At 65.1% G+C, this 20,525-nt stretch carries 20 protein-coding genes and 1 other RNA gene; 11 read left to right on the top strand and 10 right to left on the bottom strand.

Annotated elements, in window-relative coordinates; genetic code table 11:
* Nucleotides 1-87 precede the first annotated feature (87 nt).
* Together greA and KNJ79_RS14365 are read left to right on the top strand one after the other, a co-directional pair.
* Nucleotides 88-564: a transcription elongation factor GreA gene (greA, locus tag KNJ79_RS14370; protein WP_089214949.1), complete on the top strand. Its 477-nt coding sequence runs from the start codon at nt 88-90 to the stop codon at nt 562-564.
* Nucleotides 565-577: 13 nt separating this feature from the next.
* Nucleotides 578-1,213 (top strand): rhomboid family intramembrane serine protease, encoded by a 636-nt coding sequence (locus KNJ79_RS14365; protein WP_317151597.1) that lies wholly within the window; start codon nt 578-580, stop codon nt 1,211-1,213.
* 134 nt (nt 1,214-1,347) lie between these two features.
* Here the strand turns inward: KNJ79_RS14365 and KNJ79_RS14360 are convergent, their stop codons facing one another.
* The 4 genes from KNJ79_RS14360 to KNJ79_RS14345 form a co-directional block, all read right to left on the bottom strand.
* Complete coding sequence (locus tag KNJ79_RS14360; protein WP_317151596.1) at nt 1,348-1,899, bottom strand: NUDIX hydrolase; 552 nt, start codon at nt 1,897-1,899, stop codon at nt 1,348-1,350.
* Between the two features lie 368 nt (nt 1,900-2,267).
* A complete protein-coding gene (locus KNJ79_RS14355; RefSeq protein WP_170935445.1) occupies nt 2,268-2,957 on the bottom strand; it encodes a TPM domain-containing protein in 690 nt (229 codons plus the stop codon).
* A 12-nt stretch (nt 2,958-2,969) separates the two neighbouring features.
* A complete protein-coding gene (locus KNJ79_RS14350; protein ID WP_394357126.1) occupies nt 2,970-3,809 on the bottom strand; it encodes a TPM domain-containing protein in 840 nt (279 codons plus the stop codon).
* Between the two features lies 1 nt (nt 3,810).
* Nucleotides 3,811-4,407 carry a LemA family protein gene (locus KNJ79_RS14345; RefSeq protein WP_089214946.1) on the bottom strand — a complete coding sequence of 199 codons (597 nt, stop codon included), beginning with the start codon at nt 4,405-4,407 and terminating at the stop codon, nt 3,811-3,813.
* 121 nt (nt 4,408-4,528) lie between these two features.
* Here KNJ79_RS14345 and mscL point away from each other — a divergent pair, with 121 nt between their 5' ends.
* From mscL to KNJ79_RS14310, 7 genes are all read left to right on the top strand, one after another.
* Nucleotides 4,529-4,954, top strand: coding sequence for a large conductance mechanosensitive channel protein MscL (gene mscL / locus KNJ79_RS14340; protein ID WP_089215088.1), 426 nt, complete (start codon nt 4,529-4,531; stop codon nt 4,952-4,954).
* Between the two features lie 62 nt (nt 4,955-5,016).
* Nucleotides 5,017-5,373: a transfer-messenger RNA gene (ssrA, locus tag KNJ79_RS14335) on the top strand.
* A gap of 723 nt (nt 5,374-6,096) precedes the next feature.
* Nucleotides 6,097-8,922, top strand: a complete 2,826-nt coding sequence (locus KNJ79_RS14330) for a TonB-dependent receptor (protein ID WP_317151595.1) — start codon at nt 6,097-6,099, stop codon at nt 8,920-8,922.
* Between the two features lie 246 nt (nt 8,923-9,168).
* Entirely contained in the window at nt 9,169-11,505 is a 2,337-nt protein-coding gene (clpA, locus tag KNJ79_RS14325; protein ID WP_089214944.1) for an ATP-dependent Clp protease ATP-binding subunit ClpA, read from the top strand.
* A complete protein-coding gene (locus KNJ79_RS14320) occupies nt 11,502-11,660 on the top strand; it encodes a hypothetical protein (protein WP_317151594.1) in 159 nt (52 codons plus the stop codon). The genes clpA and KNJ79_RS14320 overlap by 4 nt, the downstream gene beginning before the upstream one ends.
* 189 nt (nt 11,661-11,849) lie before the next feature.
* Entirely contained in the window at nt 11,850-12,692 is an 843-nt protein-coding gene (gene map, locus KNJ79_RS14315; RefSeq protein ID WP_317151593.1) for a type I methionyl aminopeptidase, read from the top strand.
* 200 nt (nt 12,693-12,892) lie between these two features.
* On the top strand, nt 12,893-15,085 hold the full coding sequence (locus KNJ79_RS14310; protein WP_317151592.1) for a PQQ-dependent dehydrogenase, methanol/ethanol family: 2,193 nt from the start codon (nt 12,893-12,895) through the stop codon (nt 15,083-15,085).
* Between the two features lie 51 nt (nt 15,086-15,136).
* On the opposite strand, the gene KNJ79_RS14305 is transcribed toward KNJ79_RS14310, so the two are convergent.
* The 6 genes from KNJ79_RS14305 to KNJ79_RS14280 form a co-directional block, all read right to left on the bottom strand.
* A complete protein-coding gene (locus KNJ79_RS14305; protein ID WP_089215087.1) occupies nt 15,137-15,424 on the bottom strand; it encodes a hypothetical protein in 288 nt (95 codons plus the stop codon).
* A gap of 63 nt (nt 15,425-15,487) precedes the next feature.
* Entirely contained in the window at nt 15,488-15,958 is a 471-nt protein-coding gene (gene ruvC / locus KNJ79_RS14300) for a crossover junction endodeoxyribonuclease RuvC (protein ID WP_317151591.1), read from the bottom strand.
* Between the two features lie 105 nt (nt 15,959-16,063).
* Nucleotides 16,064-16,810, bottom strand: a complete 747-nt coding sequence (locus KNJ79_RS14295; protein WP_089214938.1) for a YebC/PmpR family DNA-binding transcriptional regulator — start codon at nt 16,808-16,810, stop codon at nt 16,064-16,066.
* Nucleotides 16,811-16,883: 73 nt separating this feature from the next.
* On the bottom strand, nt 16,884-17,201 hold the full coding sequence (locus tag KNJ79_RS14290) for a YbjQ family protein (protein ID WP_089214937.1): 318 nt from the start codon (nt 17,199-17,201) through the stop codon (nt 16,884-16,886).
* A 31-nt stretch (nt 17,202-17,232) separates the two neighbouring features.
* On the bottom strand, nt 17,233-17,475 hold the full coding sequence (locus KNJ79_RS14285; protein ID WP_089214936.1) for a DUF2312 domain-containing protein: 243 nt from the start codon (nt 17,473-17,475) through the stop codon (nt 17,233-17,235).
* A 62-nt stretch (nt 17,476-17,537) separates the two neighbouring features.
* On the bottom strand, nt 17,538-17,858 hold the full coding sequence (locus tag KNJ79_RS14280; protein ID WP_317151590.1) for a DUF1244 domain-containing protein: 321 nt from the start codon (nt 17,856-17,858) through the stop codon (nt 17,538-17,540).
* 106 nt (nt 17,859-17,964) lie between these two features.
* Between KNJ79_RS14280 and pyk the strand changes: the two genes are divergently transcribed.
* Both pyk and KNJ79_RS14270 read left to right on the top strand, forming a co-directional pair.
* Complete coding sequence (gene pyk, locus KNJ79_RS14275; RefSeq protein WP_317151589.1) at nt 17,965-19,419, top strand: pyruvate kinase; 1,455 nt, start codon at nt 17,965-17,967, stop codon at nt 19,417-19,419.
* Between the two features lie 222 nt (nt 19,420-19,641).
* Nucleotides 19,642-20,415, top strand: coding sequence for an arginyltransferase (locus KNJ79_RS14270; RefSeq protein WP_317151588.1), 774 nt, complete (start codon nt 19,642-19,644; stop codon nt 20,413-20,415).
* Nucleotides 20,416-20,525: the final 110 nt, after the last annotated feature.

The raw sequence follows: 20,525 nt of genomic DNA, 5'->3' as shown, positions 1-20,525 counted from the left end.
CCACTCCCCGACATTGACGGAAACAGCGGCCTGGCCGCCCGGCGAAGCTTCGCTGGTGCTGGATTATTGACGAAGGACAACAGGATAATGGCAAGCGTTGAAAAGGTGCCGATGCTGGCAGAAGGCTATGAGAAGCTGAGCGCGCAGCTCGCCGCTCTCAAGGCCGAGCGACCGCAGATCGTCGATGCGATCGAGGAAGCCCGCGCGCACGGCGACCTTAGCGAAAATGCCGAATATCACGCCGCGAAAGAGCGTCAGGGCCAGGTCGAAGCCTCGATCGGCGACCTCGAGGACAAGCTGTCGCGCGCGCAGATCATCGACCCCTCGACGCTGTCGGGCGACCGCATCGTGTTCGGTGCGACCGTGACGCTCGCCGACGAGGACGACAAGCCGGTCAAATATCAGATCGTCGGACAGGCCGAAGCCGATGCCAAGGCGGGCAAGATCAGCTACAACTCGCCGCTCGGCCGCGCGCTGATCGGGCGCAAGGTCGACGACGAGATCGAGGTCACCGTGCCCGCGGGCGACAAATATTATCTGGTGACGAAGATCGAGTTCCTCTGAGGGACGGCAGGCGATGAAAGCGCAGGCCGCGCCGCTGGTCACGGGCTATGCGCTCGCCTGCGTCGTCCTTTTCATACTGCTGTCGATCACGGGATTTCAGGTCGACGCGATCGTGCGCGCGGGTTTCATTCCGGCGCGCGCGGGGAGCGAACTGGTCCTGCCGCCGGGGACGTTCGTGCCCTTCGCGCTGACGCCGCTCACCGCCGCCTTCCTGCATGGCGGCGTGCTCCACATCGCCTTCAACCTCGTCGTCCTGCTCTATATAGGGCGTCAGCTCGAAGCGCCGCTGGGGTCGAAGGCGACCGCGGTGCTGCTCGTCGCGGGCGCCTATGCCGGCGCGCTTGCGCACTGGCTGTCGGGGCCGCAGTCGGCGGTGCCGATGATCGGCGCGAGCGGAGCGATTTCGGCGCTGATCGCGGTCTTCGCCCTGATCTTCAGCCGGTCCGAAACGCGCGCGATCGGCCCGATCCCCAGCCATTGGGTGCGCGCGCTGTGGCTCGCCGCGGCGTGGATCGGGGTGCAATTGCTGCTCGGCTTCGCAGGGAGCGGCGGTTTCGGTTCGATCGCGATATGGGCGCATGTCGGCGGTTTTGTCGCGGGGCTTGCCCTGGCGCGCCCGCTGCTGCGCTGGCGTTTCGGGGGGCGTTGATCGCCTGACGACTTCAACTCCCTCGCATCCCCGAGCGAAGACGAGGGGCCCGTTCGAGCGGAGCGAGAACCGGTGCTGCCACCAGCCTCGACTTCGCTCGGCAGAGCCCCTCGTCTTCGCTCGGGGACGCGGGATCATTGGGCGGTTTCGAGCAACCCGCCCGCGAGCAGCATCGCGACGCGCACGTCGATCCCGCAGCCTTCCTTGCGTTTCGCCGCGACGAAGTCGGCGATGCCGTCGAGCGGGACGCGGTGGACGATGATGTCCTCGCCGCTGACTCCGCCGCCGGGGCCGATCCGGGTGAGCCCGGTCGCGACGAGCAATGTAAAGCTCTCGCTCACCATCCCCGGCGAGCTGTAGAATTCGCCCACCGTGCGCCAGTGCGCGGCGGCATAGCCCGTCTCTTCCTCCAGCTCGCGCGTCGCCGCGATCTCCGCCGCTTCGCCGCTCGTTTCGTCACCGACGAGGCCCGCGGGCAGCTCGAGGCAATTGATCTTCAGCGGCACGCGATATTGCTCGACCAGAATGACGTGCCGGCCGTCGGGCGCATCGTCGATCGGCAGGATGACCGCGGCGTGGATGCCGCGCGAGCGCGCGACATATTCCCATGTGCCCTGTTGCCTGACGGTGATGAAGCGGCCTTCCCATGGCGTTTCGATGGGGGTGTCGGGGGAGGGGCGGGTCATGGTATCTCCTATCCGTCATTGCGAGCGAAGCGACGCAATCCAGAGCGGTGCGCGCCAACGCTGGATTGCCGCGCGGCTTCGCCGCTCGCAATGACGAAGGGCTTATACCAAGATGCAATGATCGCAACCTATGAGGATTTCCAGTCCCGTTTGCTGGCGAGGAGCAGCGGAAGCGGCGATGTGGTTCATCGTTGCGACGCTGCGACGAAGTCCAGCGGACGGGACTGGCAACCCTGCGGGCGGCCTTCTGGCGGCTCCCGGACAGCGTCACGCCCTCGGACCGATGAACCCATCGCCCCCTTCGGCCGTTCCTTGCCGGAAACCGCCAGAAGGCCGTCCTCATAGGTTGCGATCATTGCATCTTGGTATTACAGTTCGATCAGCCGGTCGGGCAATTCGTTCGGATTGCCGTCGCTCTTGGGGAAATGTTCGGCGAGCACGGCGCCCATGCGCGTGACCGCCTCCGCCATGCCCGCGCCGGGCTCGCCGGCGCGGATGCGGTCGATTAGCGCTTCCATCGCCTCGCCCCAAACCGTCGGCGCGACCTTGGACGCGATCGCCTCGTCGGCGACGATGTCGGCGCGATGCTCCTTCAGGCTGACATAGAGCAGCACGCCAGTGCGCCCGAGCGTCTTTGCCTCGGTGCCGACCTTGAACAGGTCGATCGCGCGGGCGCGCACCCGGCCGGCCTTGACGGCGCGCGGGGTCAGGGCGAGGCGCAGCGGGCGCCACAGCAGGACCAGCCAGACGCCGATCCATTTGAGCGCGCCGAGCCCGATCACGATCCCGAGCCATTCGTTCGCGGTGAGTTCGTGCCCCCAGCCGCCGGTCAGCCAGTCATATTTGGCGCGGAAGAATTCGGGGCAGAGCGCAACGAGCGACATGGCGAGAAAGGCGATGGCGCTCGCCCAGACGAGCGCGACATCGTCATAATCGTTCGACTGCCGCGCGATCACCGTGACGATCTCGCCATCGGTGTGCGCCTCGGCCGCCGCCACTGCGTCGGTGACGCGCTGATGATCGGCTTCGCTGACGTGGCTGACTTTCCTCAATGCCATCGCTTCGATCTCCTACCAGCCGCCCGAGGCGCCGCCGCCGCCGAAGCTGCCGCCGCCCCCCGAAAAGCCGCCGAAGCCGCCACCGCCGCCGCCCCAGCTGCCGCCTCCCCACGAGGAGCCGCCGCCTCCACCGCCGCCCCAATGGTCGTCGCCCCAGATGATGATCGGCGCGCCGCCCCACGGCCGGTGGCGGCGATGGCGCTTGCCGCGCCGGCCGAAGGCGGTGAGCATCGGCAGGATGAAAAAGAAAAAGACGATGAAGCCCAGAAAGAACAGCCCGCCGATATTGCCGTCGTCGGCCCGGTCGCGTTCTTCGGCGGCGGCGGCCTGCGCGCGCGCGGCGGCCTCTTCGGGCGGAAGCTGGATCTGCTCGGCGATCGCATCGACCCCGGCCTGGATGCCGCCCGGATAGTCGCCGTCCTTGAATTTGGGAGTGATGTCGTCGCGGATGATCCGGCCCGACATGGCGTCGGTCAGCACCGGTTCGAGCCCGTAGCCGACCGAGATGTTCATCCGCCGCTCGTTCGGGGCGATCAGGAAGACGACTCCGTCATTTTCCGCCTTGCCGCCGATCCCCCACGCGCGGCCGAGCTTGTAGCCATAGTCGGCGACGTCATTGCCCTCGAGGCTGTTCACCGTCGCGACGACGAGCTGGTGCCCGCTGGTCTTTTCGAGCTCGGCGAGCTGCGCGGTGAGGCTCGCTTCCTTGTCGGCGGGGATGATGTCCGCCTGATCGACGACGCGGCCGGTCAGCTTGGGAAAATCCTGCGCCGCCGCGGGTGCGCCCGGCAGCAGCAGCGCCACGGAGAGCGCCACTGCTGCGAAGGGGCGGGTGAGGGCGTTCAGGCCCACCTTATTGCCCGAAGTCGACCTTGGGCGCCTCGTTGGCGTTGGGGCTGGTCGCCTTGTACGGGGTCATCGGCTTCGCGCCATGGACGATCTTGGCGCCTATGATGTCGGGGAAGGTGCGGATCGTCGTGTTATAATCCTGCACCGCGGCGTTATAGTCGCGGATCGAGATGTTGATGCGGTTTTCGGTGCCTTCGAGCTGGGTCATCAGGTCGGCAAAGCGCCCCTGGCTCTTGAGGTCGGGATATTTTTCGACCGTCACGAGCAGGCGGCCGAGCGCGCTCGACACATTGCCCTGCGCCTGCTGGAATGCCTGCACCTTGGCCGGGTCTTCGAGGTCGTCGGGCGACAGCTTGACCTGCGTCGCCGAGGCGCGGGCCTGAATCACGCCTTCGAGCGTCGATTGCTCGATCTGCGCGGCGCCCTTTGCGGTTTCGACGAGGTTGGGGATCAGGTCGGCGCGCCGCTGGTACGCGGCCTCGACATTCGCCCATTGCGCCTTGGCGGCCTCTTCCTTGGTCGGAACGCTGTTGATGCCGCAGGCGGACAGCGACACTGCCGCGACGGGCACGATCATCCAGCGGGCGGAACGAAAGCTCATGGATTTATCTCCCTCCGGCGGCGTTTTGCCGCAACAATACAGGACATAGGATGCCGCTTGCCTTTGCGCAATCATCGCGGCACCCTTGGGCCTCGGCAGCCAAGCGCAGGAGAGCTTTAACATGCTGGCAGAATTCAGGGAATTCATCGCAAAGGGCAATGTCATGGACCTTGCCGTCGGGGTGATCATCGGCGGCGCCTTTGCGACGATCACCAAATCGCTGACCGAAGATGTCATCATGCCGATCGTCGGCGCGATCTTCGGTGGTGCCGATTTTACGAACCAGTTCATCCGCCTCGGCCCGCTTCCCGAGGGTGTCGCGCCAGGCGACTATGCCGCACTCAAAGAGGCGGGGGTCGCGATGATCGGCTATGGCGCCTTTCTGACCGCGGTGATCAATTTCCTGATTCTCGCCTTCATCATCTTCCTGCTCGTGCGCGCGGTGAACCGGATGACGCGCAAGCAGGAGGAAGCCGCACCGGCACCCGCGGGGCCGAGCGAGGTCGACCTGCTCGTCGAGATTCGCGACGAACTGCGCAGGAAATAGCCGTTTTGCCCGCGCGGCTCGCCCCGCGCCGGTGGCGTATCCGCGACAAAAAGCCCGCCTGCGCTCTTTCCATGCGCGGTCGGGCTTCCTATATGGGTCGTGCCGGTTTCGGCCGGCTATGAGGATAAATGGTGTCGTGGAATAGACACAGCGGACCCGGGGGCAGTACCCGGCGGCTCCACCACAAACCCGCGTTTGCCAGAAGGGGCGCGCGGGCTTCTGACGGGGCCGAACCAGGATCGACGTGTGTTCAAAGACGATGTTTTCTTCCGGGCTGAGTAACCCGTAAAAGGCTCAAACCTATAAGTGCTAACGATAACGAAGCACTCGCTCTTGCTGCCTAACCGATAAGCCTCACGGCCTAAGGTTAGACAAATAGAACGCGGTTCGGACCGAACCGGGCAACAGAATCGGATACCAGCGGCTGGGGACGAGCCGGGCAACAGAATCGTCCCACCTTTCCTTCTTTTGTGGCGGTGTTTCGATGCGGCAGGACGCGATCGCGCGTCGGCGGCTGTGGCGGCTTTGGGGTGTCCAGTTGCCATCGCCCGTCTTTGGTAATCGCGGGCCGGGTCCGCCTCGTCGCTTCAAAGTTCAGCAAAGTTCAGCCTTGTGCAGCCGCCGATGGGTCGCGTTCGGCGAACATGCCACGCCGGCTCGCGCCCGTATCCGTAAAGCCGGGCCGTGACCGCTTTTATCCACCTATCGAAAGAGCCGAGACGAAGGCTGGCACAGCCGAATGATGTAGGACAGCGGTTTTTTTGCGGCGGATGTCCGGCTTGGGGTGGGGAGCGGACGTTCGCCTGCTCTCTTTCGTCATCCCGGACTTGATCCGGGATCCACAGCAGCGCGGAAGTCATGGACCCCGGATCAAGTCCGGGGTGACGATGATCAACAGGGCAGCAACCGGCCGAAACGCGACATCGGCGCCCCAATCTCCAAGGAAATGGGCCTGTCTTTTCTCGGCCTCCCCGACCCTTCGCTGCAAATCGACCGGCCGAAATGCTGCGCTGCGGCATGGGCTTGGCCGCCTTGTCACCGAAATGACCTTCAAGCGTCATCAACCTGTCAACCGTGCGACGCCACCCTGTCACCGAGCGTCCCTAGCGAGCCCGCCATTGATACTCAAAAAGGGGGCTTTCATGGTCAAGGGATTCGGCGTCGTGCGCGGGCTGGCATTGTTGCTGGCGGGGACTTCCATCGCGACGATCGCGCACGCGGGCGAGCTTGCGGGCAATGTCGCCGATGCGTCGGGCACGCGCTCGCTGCAGGCGGCCAATGTGCGCATCGTCGAACTCGGGCGCGCGACGACGACCGCGCGCGACGGCAGCTACAGTTTCGCCGACGTTCCCGCGGGCACCTATACGCTCGAGACGACCTATGTCGGCGCCGAACCGGTGCGCCAGACGGTCGAGGTTCCCGAAACGGGCCGGATCACGGTCAATATTGCGCTGTCGGGCGCCGGCGGCGGCGATATTCTCGTCATCGGCCAGGCGGCAAATCAGGCGAGCGCCCTGTCGCGCCAGCGCGCCGCCGACGGCGTCGAAAATGTGCTGACCCGCGACGCGATCGGGCAATTCCCCGACCAGAATGTCGCCGAATCGCTGCGCCGCCTGCCGGGCGTCAACGTGCTCGACGACCAGGGCGAGGGCCGTTTCGTCTCGATCCGCGGCCTCGACCCCGAGCTCAACGCATCTTCGGTGAACGGCGTCCGCCTGCCGGCGCCCGAGAGCGACGTTCGCTCGGTCGCGCTCGACGTGATCAGCAGCGACATCATCGAATCGATCGAGGTCAAGAAGTCGCTGACCCCCGACATGGACGCCGACGCGGTGGGCGGGTCGATCGAGATCAAGACGACCAGCGCCTTCGACCGCAAGAAGGACCTGTTCGCGGTCAAGGCCGAGGGCAGCTACAACGACCTGACCGAGAGCGTGTCGCCGAAGGGGAGCGTCGATTTCTCGAAGAAGCTCGGCGACAATTTCGGCATCGCCGGCGGTCTCAGCTTCTATCGCCGCAAGTTCGCGACCAACAATCAGGAGGTCGACGGCTGGGATACGACCGACGACGGGCTCGTTTATGCCGACACGGTCGAATATCGCGATTATGACGTCGAGCGGAAACGGATCAGCGGGTCGCTGTCCCTCGATTTCCGTCCGGCCGACACGACGACGCTTTATGCGCGCGGCCTCTACAGCCAGTTCGACGATCAGGAATATCGCCGCCGGCTGACTTTCGAAATGGAGGAAGGCCCGCGCGGCGGCAACGCCGATGCAGTCGGCTTCTCGTCGGAGGACGAGGATCAGGAAATCTCGGTCCAGCGCGACCTCAAGGATCGCTTCGAGCGGCAGCGCATCCGCTCGCTCGTTCTCGGCGGCAAGACCGAAACCGGCCCGTGGAAGCTCGAATATTCGGGCAGCTGGGCGAAATCGAGCGAGACCGAACATGGCTCGATCGACCCCGTCGGTTTTGAGCGCGTGTTCGAGAATGGCGACGATTTCGGCGTGTCGTTCAACTATGCGCGCGACATGCACGTCCCCTACACGATCACCGCGGGGCAGGCGGCCTTCCTCGATCCGACCGAATATGAATTCGACAAGGTCGAGCGCACCACGCTGTCGGACTCGGAGGACGAGGAATTCGCGCTGAAAGCGGACATCGCGCGCAGCTTTGCGATGGACAATAGCGACTTCACCATCCAGGCGGGCGCCAAGCAGCGCTGGCGCACCAAATCCTACAACGGCACTTTCGACATCTACAAGGGGTTCGACGGCGACATCACGCTCGCCGATTTCCTGGGCGAGCAGGATTATGACCTTGCGATCATCGAGCCCACACTGTCGAAGACGGGCTTCCGCGACTTCTTCGACGATAATATCGGCAGTTTCGAACTCGACCCGCTCGACACCAAATCGGCGTCGGCCGAAGAGGATTACAGCGTCGACGAAGATGTGACCGCCGCCTATCTGCTCGGCCGCTGGGACAGCGACACGCTGCGCGTCATCGGCGGGGTGCGCATGGAGCGCACCAGGAACCGCATCACCGGCAACATCCTGACCTTCATTCCCGAAATCGAGGACGATGCAGGCGAAGTGATCCAGGACGAGGATGTGCTGATCACCCCGCAGACCTTCCGCCGCAGCTATACCGACTGGTTGCCCAGCCTGACGGTGCGCTACGAACCGGTCCAGAACCTCGTGCTGCGCGCGAGCGGTTCGAAGAGCCTGATGCGGCCCAAGCTTTCGAAGCTGGCGCCGCGCGCGGTGATCGAGGATAATGAAGGCGAGTTCGGCAACCCCGACCTCAAGCCCTATGAATCCTGGAACCTCGATTTCGCCGCCGAATATTATTTCAGCAGCAACGCTGCCGTCTCGGCCGGGGTCTTCTACAAGGACGTCAAAAACTATATCGTCGACCAGACGCTCGAGGACGTCGTCTACAATGGCGTGACGCTCGACGAGGCGACGACCGCGATCAACGGCGACAAGGCGACGGTCAAGGGCTTCGAATTCAGCTATAATCAGGTTTTCGATTTCCTGCCCGCACCGTTCGACGGTTTGCAAGCGCAGTTCAACTATACCTACACCGACGCGAAGGGCACGGTGTTCGCCGACGGCGACATCGAGGACCCGCGCGAGATCATGCTGCCCTCTTCGTCGAAGAACACGTTCAACGCGGTGCTCGGCTATGAAAAGGGGCCGCTGTCGCTGCGCGCCGCCGGCACCTATCGCGACAAATATCTCGACGAGATCGGCGGCGTGGCCGAGGAAGACCGGATCGTCGCCGACCAGTTCCGGCTCGACCTGTCGGCCAAATATCGCGTCACGCCCGGCGTGCGCGTCTTCGTCGAATGGGTGAATGTCACCGATGCGCCCTATTTCGCCTATCAGCAGTTCGAGGGCCGCCGCCGTCTGCTGCAATATGAGGATTATAGCTGGACCGCGAAGTTCGGCGTTTCGGCCAATTTCTGATCGCTTCCCTCCCGACGATCAGTATGGTGACGGTCGCCGCAGTCCCTTGCGGCGACCGTCTTTTTGTGGGTTGCGCCGGGTTCCGCTCGAAAAATGACAAGCCTTCGTTAACCATGAAGCAAGGCTGTCATCGTAATTTCACACCGCCGACCGCTTTTCCCTTGCGGCGGGGCGGTGGCATCGCCACCTTATGTTCCTAGAGGGGGCCGCCTCTCCCCGGCTCGGTCCCCGCAAGGAGAAAGACCCATGCCGTCCTTTTCGGAGTCCCTCGAAAAGACCCTGCACAATGCGCTGAAGGCCGCGTCGGAGCGGCATCACGAATATGCGACGCTCGAGCATCTGCTCAATGCGCTGATCGACGACGAGCACGCCGCCGAGGTGATGCGCGCGTGCGGCGTCGCGCTCGACGACCTGCAATCGGCGGTCGTCCACTATCTCGACACCGAACTCGACAGCCTGAAGGTCGAAGGGCACAGCGACCCTTCGCCGACCAGCGGTTTCCAGCGCGTCGTCCAGCGCGCGATCCTGCACGTCCAGTCGTCTGGCAAGGACGAGGTTACGGGCGCCAACGTCCTCGTCGCGCTGTTTTCCGAACGCGAATCCTATGCCGTCTATTTCCTGCAGCAGCAGGATCTGACGCGGCTCGATGCCGTGTCCTACCTCAGCCACGGCGTCGGCAAGGGCGGCAAGCCCTCGCCGCAGGCCGAGCCCGAGGAGAAGGAGGAAGCGAAGGAAAAGTCGGACGCCAAGAACAAGAAGGAGACGGCGCTCGACCAGTTCACCGTCAATCTCAACGAAAAGGCGAAAGGCGGCAAGGTCGATCCGCTGATCGGCCGCGGCGCCGAGGTCGATCGCACGATCCAGATCCTCTGCCGCCGCAGCAAGAACAATCCGCTCTATGTCGGCGATCCCGGCGTCGGCAAGACCGCGATCGCGGAAGGGCTCGCGCGCAAGATCGTCGAGGGCGACGTGCCCGAGGTCTTGAGGGAAGCGGTGATCTATTCGCTCGACATGGGCGCGCTGCTCGCGGGCACGCGCTATCGCGGCGATTTCGAGGAACGGCTGAAGCAGGTCGTCTCCGAGCTCGAAGGCCTGCCGCACGCGATCCTGTTCATCGACGAGATCCATACGGTGATCGGCGCGGGCGCGACGAGCGGCGGCGCGATGGATGCGTCGAACCTGTTGAAGCCCGCCCTCTCGGGCGGGGTGATCCGCTGCATCGGATCGACGACCTACAAGGAGTTTCGCAATCATTTCGAAAAGGACCGCGCGCTGCTGCGCCGGTTCCAGAAGATCGACGTGATCGAGCCGAGCATCGAGGATACGAAGAAGATCCTCGCGGGGCTGCGCGAAGCGTTCGAGAACCACCACAATGTCAAATATACGAGCGACGCGATCAACGCGGCGGTCGAGCTGTCGTCGCGCTACATCAACGACCGCAAGCTGCCCGACAAGGCGATCGACGTGATCGACGAGGTCGGCGCGATGCAGATGCTGGTGCCGCCGTCGAAGCGCCGCAAGACGATCACCGCGAAGGAGATCGAGGCGGTCATCGCGACGATGGCGCGCATTCCGCCCAAATCGGTGTCGAGCGACGACAAGAAGGTGCTCGAAACGCTCGAAACCGACCTGAAACGCGTCGTGTTCGGCCAGAATACCGCGATCGAGGTGCTCGCCTCGGCGATCAAGCTGTCGCGTGCGGGGCTGCGCGATCCCGAAAAGCCGATCGGCAATTATCTGTTCAGCGGCCCGACCGGTGTCGGCAAGACCGAAGTGGCGAAGCAGCTCGCGAGCCTGCTCGGCATTCCGCTCCAGCGCTTCGACATGAGCGAATATATGGAGCGCCATTCGGTGAGCCGCCTGATCGGCGCGCCGCCGGGCTATGTCGGCTATGACCAGGGCGGGCTGCTCACCGATGCGATCGACCAGAATCCGCATTGCGTGCTGCTGCTCGACGAGATCGAAAAGGCGCACCCCGACCTGTTCAACATATTGCTGCAGGTGATGGACCATGGCCGGCTGACCGACCATCACGGCAAGACGGTCGATTTCCGCAACGTCATCCTGATCATGACGACCAATGCGGGCGCGAGCGACATGGCGCGCGAATCGATCGGCTTTGGCCAGTCGACGCGCGAGGATGTGCAGGAGGAAGCGGTGAAGTCACTCTTCACCCCCGAATTCAGGAACCGCCTCGATGCGATCGTCCCCTTCGGCTATCTGCCGCCCGAGGTCGTCGCGCGCGTCGTCGACAAGTTCATCCTCGAACTCGAATTGCAGCTCGCCGACCGCAACGTCCATATCCAGCTCGACGATCCGGCGCGTCAGTGGCTGACGGCGAAGGGCTATGACAAGCTCTATGGCGCGCGCCCGATGGGCCGGCTGATCCAGGAAAAGATCAAGCAGCCGCTCGCCGAGGAACTGCTCTTCGGCAAGCTCGTCCACGGCGGCGAGGTCAAGGTGAAGATGAAGGCGGGCGAGGATGCCAAGGTCGGCAACCCGCTGACCTTCGAAATCACCCCCGCACCGCCCAAGGGGGGCAAGGGCAAGGCCAAGGGCAAGGCCGAGAAGGCGGCGGAGTGAGGAAAGGCGCGATCAATCAAGGCGACAAGATGCGCATGGCCGAGGACCGCGACATCTTGCGCGCCTTGGCGTCAACGGAATTGGATCAGCAGTTGACGGTTGCACGGGCCGTTATGAAGAAGCGGCAATCTGCGCTGAAAAAGCTGGCCGAATAGGGTCATCGCCACGCCCCTCCCCTTCAGGGGAGGGGCAGCGAGACTTGGTACGGCGAAGCCGGACCTGGTCGCAGCGGGGTGGGCTTACAGGCCTTGCGCAAGGCCGATGGCCCCACCCCAAACCCCTCCCCTGAAGGGGAGGGGCTTACCACCCTCGCTTTTTGCCGCCCCCGCACCTATATTGGCCCCATGTATAACTATATCTCCGTAACCGCCGACGACGCCGGCGCCCCTGCCGCGGTGCGCGACGGCACGATCAAGCTGCACGACGCGGCGGGCTTTGCCGGGATGCGCAAGGCGGGGCGGCTGTCGGCCGAGATTCTCGACGCGCTCGTTCCCTTCATCCAGCCCGGCGTGACGACCGGCGCGATCGACGACAAGGTGCGCGAGATGATGCTCGCGGGCGGCGGCATCCCCGCGACCCTGGGCTATCGCGGTTTCACCCACAGCTGCTGCACCAGCATCAACCATGTCGTCTGCCACGGCATCCCCGACGACAAGCCGCTGCGCGAAGGCGACATCATCAATGTCGACGTGACGTCGATCGTCGACGGCTGGCACGGCGATACGAGCCGTATGTATCTCGTCGGCGAGGTGCCGATCAAGGCGCGGCGGCTGGTCGATGTGACCTATGAGTGCCTGATGCTCGGTATCGAGCAGGCTAAGCCGGGCAACACGATGGGCGACGTCGCCCACGCGATCCAGAGTCACGCCGAACGCCACCGCTATTCGGTGGTGCGCGATTTCTGCGGCCATGGCGTCGGACAGATGTTCCACGACGCGCCCGAGGTCGTCCACGCAGGACGCCCCGGCACCGGCCCCGAGTTGCGCCCCGGCATGTTCTTCACCATCGAGCCGATGATCAACACCGGCAAATATGCCGTGAAGATGCTGTCCGACGGCTGGACCGCGGTGACGCGCGACCGCTCGCTTTCGGCGCAGTTCGAGCATAGCATCGGCATTACCGAGGACGGCTGCGAGATTTTCACCGCGAGTCCGAAGGGGCTGAACGCGCCGCCCTGGCAAAGTTGATCAGCCCGACTGTTTTTCGTCATCCCGGACTTGATCCGGGATCCATGAACTTCCAGCGCAGGGCTGACCTTCGTGGACCCCGGATCAAGTCCGGGGTGACGATAGGGGATTGCCTCCCTCCCCCATTTCCCGCTTGCACCGGCCCTCCTTTGCGCGCAGACTTGACGTAAACGTCAAGTAAGGCGCCGAGGGAGAGAGACATGGCGAAACGGGTGTGGAGTGCCGCGCTGCTGGGCGGTGCGGCTCTGATTCTGGCTGGTTGCAACGCATCGACCACCGACGACAGCGACGCGACGAGCAGCGTTTCGACCCTCGACCCCGCCGAGCAGGCGAGCGAAGCCTTGCTCAAGACCGGCGGCAATGGCGACGACTGGGCCGGTATCGGCTATGGCTATGACGAGCAGCGATTCAGTCCGCTCACCGACATCAACGACAAGAATGTGGGCGAGCTTGGCATCGCCTGGTACGCCGACCTCGACGATGCGCGCGGGCAGGAAGCGACCCCGGTCGTCGTCGACGGGGTGCTCTATGTCAGCCACGCCTGGTCGAAGGTCGATGCATGGGACGCGGCGACCGGCAAGAAATTATGGGCGTTCGACCCGCAGGTGCCCGGCGACCGCGCGGTCAACGCCTGCTGCGACGTCGTCAACCGCGGCGTCGCGCTGTGGGGCGACAAGCTGTTCGTCGGCACGATCGACGGCCGCCTGATCGCGCTCGACAAAAAGACGGGCAAAGAGCTGTGGTCGACGCAGACCTTCGACGTGCGCCAGCCCTATACGATCACCGGCGCGCCGCGGGTGGTGAAGGATATGGTGCTGATCGGCAACGGCGGCGCCGAATTCGGCGTGCGCGGCTATGTCACCGCCTATGACGCCGACACCGGAAAGCAGAAATGGCGTTTCTACACCGTGCCCAACCCGAACGGGCGCCCCGACAATGCGGCGAGCGACGATATATTGGCATCGAAGGCGGCCCCGACCTGGTCGGACGAGGGCGAGTGGAAGACGTCGGGCGGCGGCGGCACGGTGTGGGACGCGATCGTCTATGACAAGGATCTCGACCAGATCTATCTGGGCGTCGGCAACGGCAATCCGTGGAACCATGGCACGCGCTCGAACGGGGTCGGGGACAATCTGTTCCTCTCCTCGATCGTCGCGCTCGACGCCAACACCGGCGCCTATAAATGGCACTATCAGGAGACCCCGGCCGAGACGTGGGACTATACCGCGACGCAGCCGATCATCCTCGCCGAGCAGCAGGTCGATGGGCGGCCGACCAAAGTGCTCTACCATGCGCCGAAGAACGGCTTTTTCTTCACCATCGACCGCACGACCGGCAAGCTGGTCGGTGCCGAACCCTTCGTCGACGGGATCAACTGGGCGACGGGCTATGACCTCAAGACCGGCCGCCCGATCGAGAACCCCGAGGCGCGCTATTACAAGACCGGCAAGCCGTTCATCGCGATTCCGGGCGCGCTCGGCGCACACAACTGGCATCCGATGAGCTTCAACCCGGCGACCGGCCTCGTCTATATCCCCGCGCAGCAGGTGCCGCAGGGCTATCTTCAGGACATGACCGAGCTCGACAAGAGGAAGGTGCTCGGTTTCAATGTCGGCACCTCGCTTTCGGGGACGATGCTCCCCGACGACGCCGCGGCGTTCAAGGCGGCGATCGCCGCGACCACCGGCCGTCTCGTCGCCTTCGATCCGCGCGCGGGCAAGGTGGCGTGGAGCGTCGACTATCCCGCGGCGTGGAACGGCGGCACGATGACGACCGCGGGCAATCTGGTGTTCCAGGGCACCAGCCTCGGCCGCTTCCGCGCCTATGCCGCCGATACGGGCAAGCAGTTGCTCGACCTCGACATGCAGTCGGGAATCGTCGGCGCACCATCAACCTTCCGCGTCGGCGGCGTTCAATATGTAGCCTTCATGACCAGCAAGGGCGGGGCCTTCCCGCTCGCCGGAGGAATTGCCGGCGGCGCGGCGCGCAAGGTGCCCAATATTCCGCGCCTCGTCGTGCTCAAGCTCGGCGGGACGGTCGAACTGCCGCCGGCACCGACGACCAAGCTCGCGTGGAATCCGCCGGCCCCGATCGGTACGGGCGAACAGATCGCCGCGGGCAAGGCGCATTTCGGCCGCTATTGCCAAGTCTGCCACGGCGACAGCGCGATCGGCAACGGCTTCACCCCCGACCTGCGCGTCTCGGGCACGCTCGGCAATGCCGATGCGTGGAAGAGCGTGCTGCTCGACGGCGCGCTGAAAGACCGCGGCATGGTGAGCTTTGCGAAGGTGCTGACGCCCGCCGATGCCGAAGCGATCCGCGCCTATGTGATCGAGCGGTCGAACTGGACCAAGAAGAATCTGCCAGAGGTTTCGGCGCCGGTCGGACGCTGATCCGCGCGGCCGGGATCGGACAATAGCGCTCGGTCCCGGCCGCTTCGACGCTCAATAGGCGGGCGGATCGCTCGCGGGGAAGGATTCGTCGCTTGCTTCGTCGACATTGTCCCAGCGCCGCTGCGCCCCGTCGCGCATCGCGCCGGGGCCGGCCGAGCGCGTCTGGGTGGCGTTTTCGGGATCGGTTTCGTGGTCCGCGAAGGCGGCGCCGTGGCGTGGCGCGGGCGCGGGTGTCCGTGTATTGCGGTGTTTCCGCCACAGCGCGACGAGACCGGCGCCGGCCGCAAGCGACGCGGCGAGCGCAGGGAGCAGGGGAAAGCGTTGGAAGCGGTTCGGCATGATCATTCCCTTTCGCTGTTCTAACCGCGACAGCGCGAAGGAGTTCCCTCTACGCTTCGAGGATCAGCGCGGACGGTGATGCGCATGCGCGATGGCGACCGCCAGCGCGTCGGCGGCATCGGCGCCGGTGATCTTCGCGCCGGGGAGCAGGATGCGGAGCATCGCCTGCACCTGCTCCTTCGCCGCGCCTCCGGTGCCGACGATCGCTTTCTTGACGAGCCGCGGCGCATATTCGGCGACGGGCAGGCCGGCGCGCGCGCAGGCGAGCAGCGCGACCCCGCGCGCGTGCGCGAGCTTCAGCGTCGATTGCGGATTGTCGTTGACGAACACCTCCTCGACCGCGGCGCACGCCGGGGCATGATCGGCGATCACCGCGGCCAGCGCGGTGTCGAGATGCGCGAGCCGGCCCGGCAGCGGCGCCTTTGCGTCGGTCTTGACCTGGCCGTTGGCGACATGGCTGATCCGGCTGCCCTCGACGCGGATCACGCCCCAGCCGGTGCAGCTCAGGGAGGGGTCGAGGCCGAGGACGATCATGTCAGAAGCCCCTCCCGCTTGCGGGAGGGATTTGGGGTGGGCAAGCGGCGCGCCGTGCATCGGCCCACCCCCGGCCCCTCCCGCAAGCGGGAGGGGAGGGCTTTGTCACCCCAATTTCTCCATCACCGCGTCGGGGATCTCATAATTGCCCCACACGGCCTGGACGTCGTCGTCGTCGTCGAGGGTGTCGATCAGTTTGAACAAGGTCTGCGCGGTCGCTTCGTCGCCGACCTCGCTCTTCAGCGTCGGGCGCCACGCGAGCTTCACGCCCTCGGCCTCGCCGAGCTTGGCTTCGAGCGCTTTCGCGACTTCGTGCAGGCTGTCGATGCTGGTCCAGATGTCGTGCCCGTCCTCGGACGATTCGACATCGTCCGCGCCCGCGTCGAGCGCCGCTTCGAAGATGGTGTCGGCGTCGCCGGCCGCGGCGGGATAGCTGATCAGCCCGAGGCGGTCGAAGCCGTGGCTGACGCTGCCCGACGTGCCGAGATTGCCGCCATTCTTGCTGAAGGCGGTGCGCACGTTGGTCGCGGTGCGGTTGCGGTTGTCGGTCAGCGCCTCGACGATCAGCGACACGCCGCCGGGGCCATAGCCTTCGTAGCGGATTTCCTCGTAATTGTCGCCGTCGCCGCCCGCGGCCTTGTCGATCGCGCGCTGGATATTGTCCTTGGGCATCGACTGCGCCTTGGCGGCATTGACCGCGGCGCGCAGACGCGCATTGGCGTCGGGATCGGGCAGGCCCATTTTCGCCGCGACGGTGATTTCGCGGCTGAGCTTGGAGAAAAGGGCGCTGCGTTTCTTGTCCTGCGCGCCCTTGCGATGCATGATGTTCTTGAATTTGCTATGGCCGGCCACGGCCTACCTCCATCGGATGCGGAAAATCGTGCGCCGCCCCTAGCGCGCCTGCGTGCGGCGCACAACCGCGGCGTCAGAGCACGACCGCGGTGCCGCTCGCCGAGACCATCAGCATCGACCCGTTCTGGCCGAGCACCTCATAGTCGATGTCGACGCCGACCACGGCATTGCCGCCGAGTTTCGCCGCCTCCGCCTCCATCTCGCCGAGCGCTTCCTTGCGCGCGCGGGCGAGCACGTCCTCATATTTGCCCGATCGCCCGCCGACGATGTCGGTGATGCTCGCGAACAGATCGCGGAAGATGTTCGCACCGACGATCACCTCGCCGGTGACGATCCCCAGATATTCGCGGACCGGACGGCCCTCGACGACATTGGTGGTGGTGCTGAACATCCTTCCGTCTCCTTGCCGGTGCGCCCCCGCGTCAGTCGATACCGAGCGCCGATTTATACACGTCGAGGATCGCTTCCATTTCCTTGCGGTCGTGGACCGGCATCTTCCGCAGGCGCACGATCTGCCGCATGATCTTTGGGTCGTAACCCTGCGACTTGGACTCGTTGTAAACGTCGCGGATATCGTCGGCGATACCCTTTTTCTCTTCCTCCAGCCGCTCGATGCGCTCGATGAAAAGGCGCAGTTGTTCGTCGGCAGTGGTGGCTTCGCTCATTTTATGCTCCGCTGGATTGGATGTGGTCTGGCGAGAATCGCCCCGGCGCGTCCGTAGCCGGGTCAGGGATTCTTGGCCATGCTTTCTTCCATCCGCCGAAGCTGTTCGGGGGTCGCGGCGACGTGATAGCGCGCTTTCCAGTCGGCCGTCGGCATCCCGTGGACGATCGCGCGGCCCGCTTCCTTGTCGATGCCGCCCGCTTCGGCGATCCAGTCGCCGAGGCAGTTGCGGCAAAAGCCCGCAAGGCCCATCAGGTCGATGTTCGCGGCGTCGTGACGATGCCGGAGCAGGCGGACGAGGCGGCGAAAGGCCGCAGCGGCGACGGCATCGTCGAGCGTGTCGACCGCATCATTTCTCTCCCCCTGATCTTCGCTGCACGACATTCTTCGCCTCCTGGTGGTAATTGAATAGCTATACGGCGGTTGCCTTGGCAGGCGCGACGCGCCATGCCACGCTCACCGTAACGGCAAACAGGCAAGCGGAGCAATCGTGGTCCAGAGTTTTTCCCCCCGCCAGCGCAAGGTGCGCATTTTGGCGACGCTCGGCCCTGCGAGTGCCAATCCGGAGATGATCGCGGCGCTGCACCGCGCCGGCGCCGACGCCTTCCGCGTCAATATGAGCCATGGCGACCATGCGGGCCATGCGAAGGTGATCGCGGCGATCCGCGCGCTCGAAAAGGAAACCGGCCGCCCGTCGACGATCCTCGTCGACCTGCAAGGGCCGAAACTGCGCGTCGGCACCTTCAAGGACGGACCCGCCGAGCTTGCGAAGGGCGCGAGCTTCGTCCTCGACACCGACAAGACGCCGGGCGATGCGACGCGCGTCTACCTGCCGCATCCAGAACTGTTCGCTGCGCTCGAGCCCGAGACGCGGCTGCTCGTCGACGACGGCAAGCTGGTGCTGCGCGTCAAGCAGGTCACGGCGGATCGCATCGAGACGCTCGTCGAGGTCGGCGGCCGCATTTCGGACCGCAAGGGCGTCAACGTCCCCGATGTCGTCGTGCCGCTCGCGGCGCTCACCGAAAAGGACCGCCGCGACCTCTCTTTCGCGCTCGAACAGCATGTCGACTGGATCGCGCTCTCCTTCGTCCAGCGCCCCGAGGACGTCGCCGAGGCGCGGCGGCTGATCGGCGGCAAGGCGGCGCTGCTCGTCAAATTCGAAAAGCCCGCGGGCGTCGCGCGCTTGGAGGAAATTCTCGAGATCGCCGACGCCGCGATGGTCGCGCGCGGCGACCTGGGCGTCGAACTGCCGCCCGAGGCGGTGCCGCCGCTGCAAAAGCGCATCGTCGCCACCGCGAGGGCCATGGGCAAGCCGGTCGTCGTCGCGACGCAGATGCTCGAATCGATGATCGTCTCGCCGTCGCCGACGCGCGCCGAGGTTTCCGACGTCGCGACCGCGGTGTACGACGGCGCCGATGCGATCATGCTGTCGGCCGAGACCGCGGCGGGCGCCTGGCCGGTCGAGGCGGTGACGATGATGGATTCGATCGCGCGCTCGGTCGAAAGCGACCCCGATTATTTCCGCCGCCTCCATTTCACCGAAACCTTTCCCGATCCGACGACCGCCGACGCGCTCGCCGAGGCGGCGGGGAGCATCATCGGGACGATCGGCGCCGATGCGATCATCTGCTTCACCGCGTCGGGCTCGACCGCGCGCCGGGTCGCGCGCGAGCGCCCCGGCGCGCCGCTCCTCGTCCTGACGCCGAAGCGCGAGGCGGCGCGGCGGATGGGGCTGCTCTGGGGCGCCCATGCCGTGCCGACGAAGGACATCGGCAGTTTCGAGGAGATGATCGCCAAGGGCAAGCGCATGGCGTTGCGCCATGGCATCGGCCAGGCGGGGTCGAAGCTGGTGATGATGGCGGGCGTTCCCTTCGGCACGCCGGGATCGACCAATGTGCTCCACGTCGCGACGCTGACCGGCGACGAGCTGAAAGGCTATAGCTGAGCCGCCGATTCCGCGCGCCGATCGCGAGCGCCGGCGCGAATCGATTCAAATCGGCACAAAAGTTACCGGGCGATTCAGAAAATTTCGGGCCTGATTCAGATCGGGACGGGGAAAAATGGTAAATGGGCTTTGAACCATTGACGGCGCGCGGCATAGTCGCTGTCAGTGAAGCGTCGGCGCCCGCGTGGGAGGGCGCGTTGCCAATCCGGAGGTCCAGCTCGCGTGTCCGCACCATTTCGTTTCCCGCGCTTCTTTGTGACCAGCCCGGCGCCATGCCCCTATCTGGAAGGCAAGACCGAGCGCAAGGTGTTCACCGAACTCGGCGGCAATAATGCGAACGACCTCAACGACGCGCTCGGGCGCATCGGTTTCCGCCGCAGCCAGTCGGTCGCCTATCGCCCGAGTTGCGCCGATTGCTCGGCGTGCGTGTCGGTGCGCGTGTGCGCGAATGACTTCGCCCCCAGCCAGTCGCAGAAGCGCAACGTCCGCCGCAACCGCGACCTCGTCGTCACCGCGTGCAGGCCGTGGGCGACCGAGGAACAATATGCACTGCTGCGCTCCTATCTGACGACGCGCCACCCGAACGGCGGCATGGCCGATATGGACGAGCAGGATTTCGCCGACATGGTCGAGCAGACCCCGGTCGACAGCTATATGATCGAATATCGCGAGCCGACGAGCGACGGCAGCCGCGGGCGGCTCGTCGGCTGCTGCCTGACCGACCGGCAGGGCGACGGGCTGTCGATGATCTACAGCTTCTTCGACACGCAGCATCCGCTGCGCGAGGGGCTGGGCACCTATATCATCCTCGACCATGTGCAGCGCGCCGCGCGGGCGGGGTTGCCCTATGTCTATCTCGGCTACTGGATCGAGGGATCGGCGCGCATGGCGTACAAGGCGCGCTTCCGCCCGCTCGAAAAACTGGGCCCCGACGGCTGGTCGCGCTTCGAACCGATCGCGTCGGATCGCGTCGCGGCGATCTTCGAACTCGCCTGACGCCGCGCCAAAAACACTAGAGTGATTTCGAGTGAAATGGAACATTTCACGGCTCGGAAATCACGGCAAAACAGGAATCTAGAGTGCCGGTTTTGATTCTATCAAAATCG

The organism is Sphingopyxis indica (assembly GCF_032879645.1).
GTDB lineage: Bacteria > Pseudomonadota > Alphaproteobacteria > Sphingomonadales > Sphingomonadaceae > Sphingopyxis > Sphingopyxis indica.
Note: the sequence above shows the minus strand (reverse complement) of the source record. Positions and strands in the feature narration are given on the sequence as shown.

Excerpts from the sequence above, each read along its gene's own strand:
- greA (WP_089214949.1), top strand. The coding sequence starts at position 88 with ATGGCAAGCGTTGAAAAGGTGCCGATGCTGGCAGAAGGCTATGAGAAG.
- KNJ79_RS14365 (WP_317151597.1), top strand. The coding sequence starts at position 578 with ATGAAAGCGCAGGCCGCGCCGCTGGTCACGGGCTATGCGCTCGCCTGC.
- KNJ79_RS14360 (WP_317151596.1), bottom strand. The coding sequence starts at position 1,899 with ATGACCCGCCCCTCCCCCGACACCCCCATCGAAACGCCATGGGAAGGC.
- KNJ79_RS14355 (WP_170935445.1), bottom strand. The coding sequence starts at position 2,957 with ATGGCATTGAGGAAAGTCAGCCACGTCAGCGAAGCCGATCATCAGCGC.
- KNJ79_RS14345 (WP_089214946.1), bottom strand. The coding sequence starts at position 4,407 with ATGAGCTTTCGTTCCGCCCGCTGGATGATCGTGCCCGTCGCGGCAGTG.
- mscL (WP_089215088.1), top strand. The coding sequence starts at position 4,529 with ATGCTGGCAGAATTCAGGGAATTCATCGCAAAGGGCAATGTCATGGAC.
- KNJ79_RS14330 (WP_317151595.1), top strand. The coding sequence starts at position 6,097 with ATGGTCAAGGGATTCGGCGTCGTGCGCGGGCTGGCATTGTTGCTGGCG.
- clpA (WP_089214944.1), top strand. The coding sequence starts at position 9,169 with ATGCCGTCCTTTTCGGAGTCCCTCGAAAAGACCCTGCACAATGCGCTG.
- map (WP_317151593.1), top strand. The coding sequence starts at position 11,850 with ATGTATAACTATATCTCCGTAACCGCCGACGACGCCGGCGCCCCTGCC.
- KNJ79_RS14310 (WP_317151592.1), top strand. The coding sequence starts at position 12,893 with ATGGCGAAACGGGTGTGGAGTGCCGCGCTGCTGGGCGGTGCGGCTCTG.
- KNJ79_RS14305 (WP_089215087.1), bottom strand. The coding sequence starts at position 15,424 with ATGCCGAACCGCTTCCAACGCTTTCCCCTGCTCCCTGCGCTCGCCGCG.
- ruvC (WP_317151591.1), bottom strand. The coding sequence starts at position 15,958 with ATGATCGTCCTCGGCCTCGACCCCTCCCTGAGCTGCACCGGCTGGGGC.
- KNJ79_RS14290 (WP_089214937.1), bottom strand. The coding sequence starts at position 17,201 with ATGTTCAGCACCACCACCAATGTCGTCGAGGGCCGTCCGGTCCGCGAA.
- KNJ79_RS14285 (WP_089214936.1), bottom strand. The coding sequence starts at position 17,475 with ATGAGCGAAGCCACCACTGCCGACGAACAACTGCGCCTTTTCATCGAG.
- KNJ79_RS14280 (WP_317151590.1), bottom strand. The coding sequence starts at position 17,858 with ATGTCGTGCAGCGAAGATCAGGGGGAGAGAAATGATGCGGTCGACACG.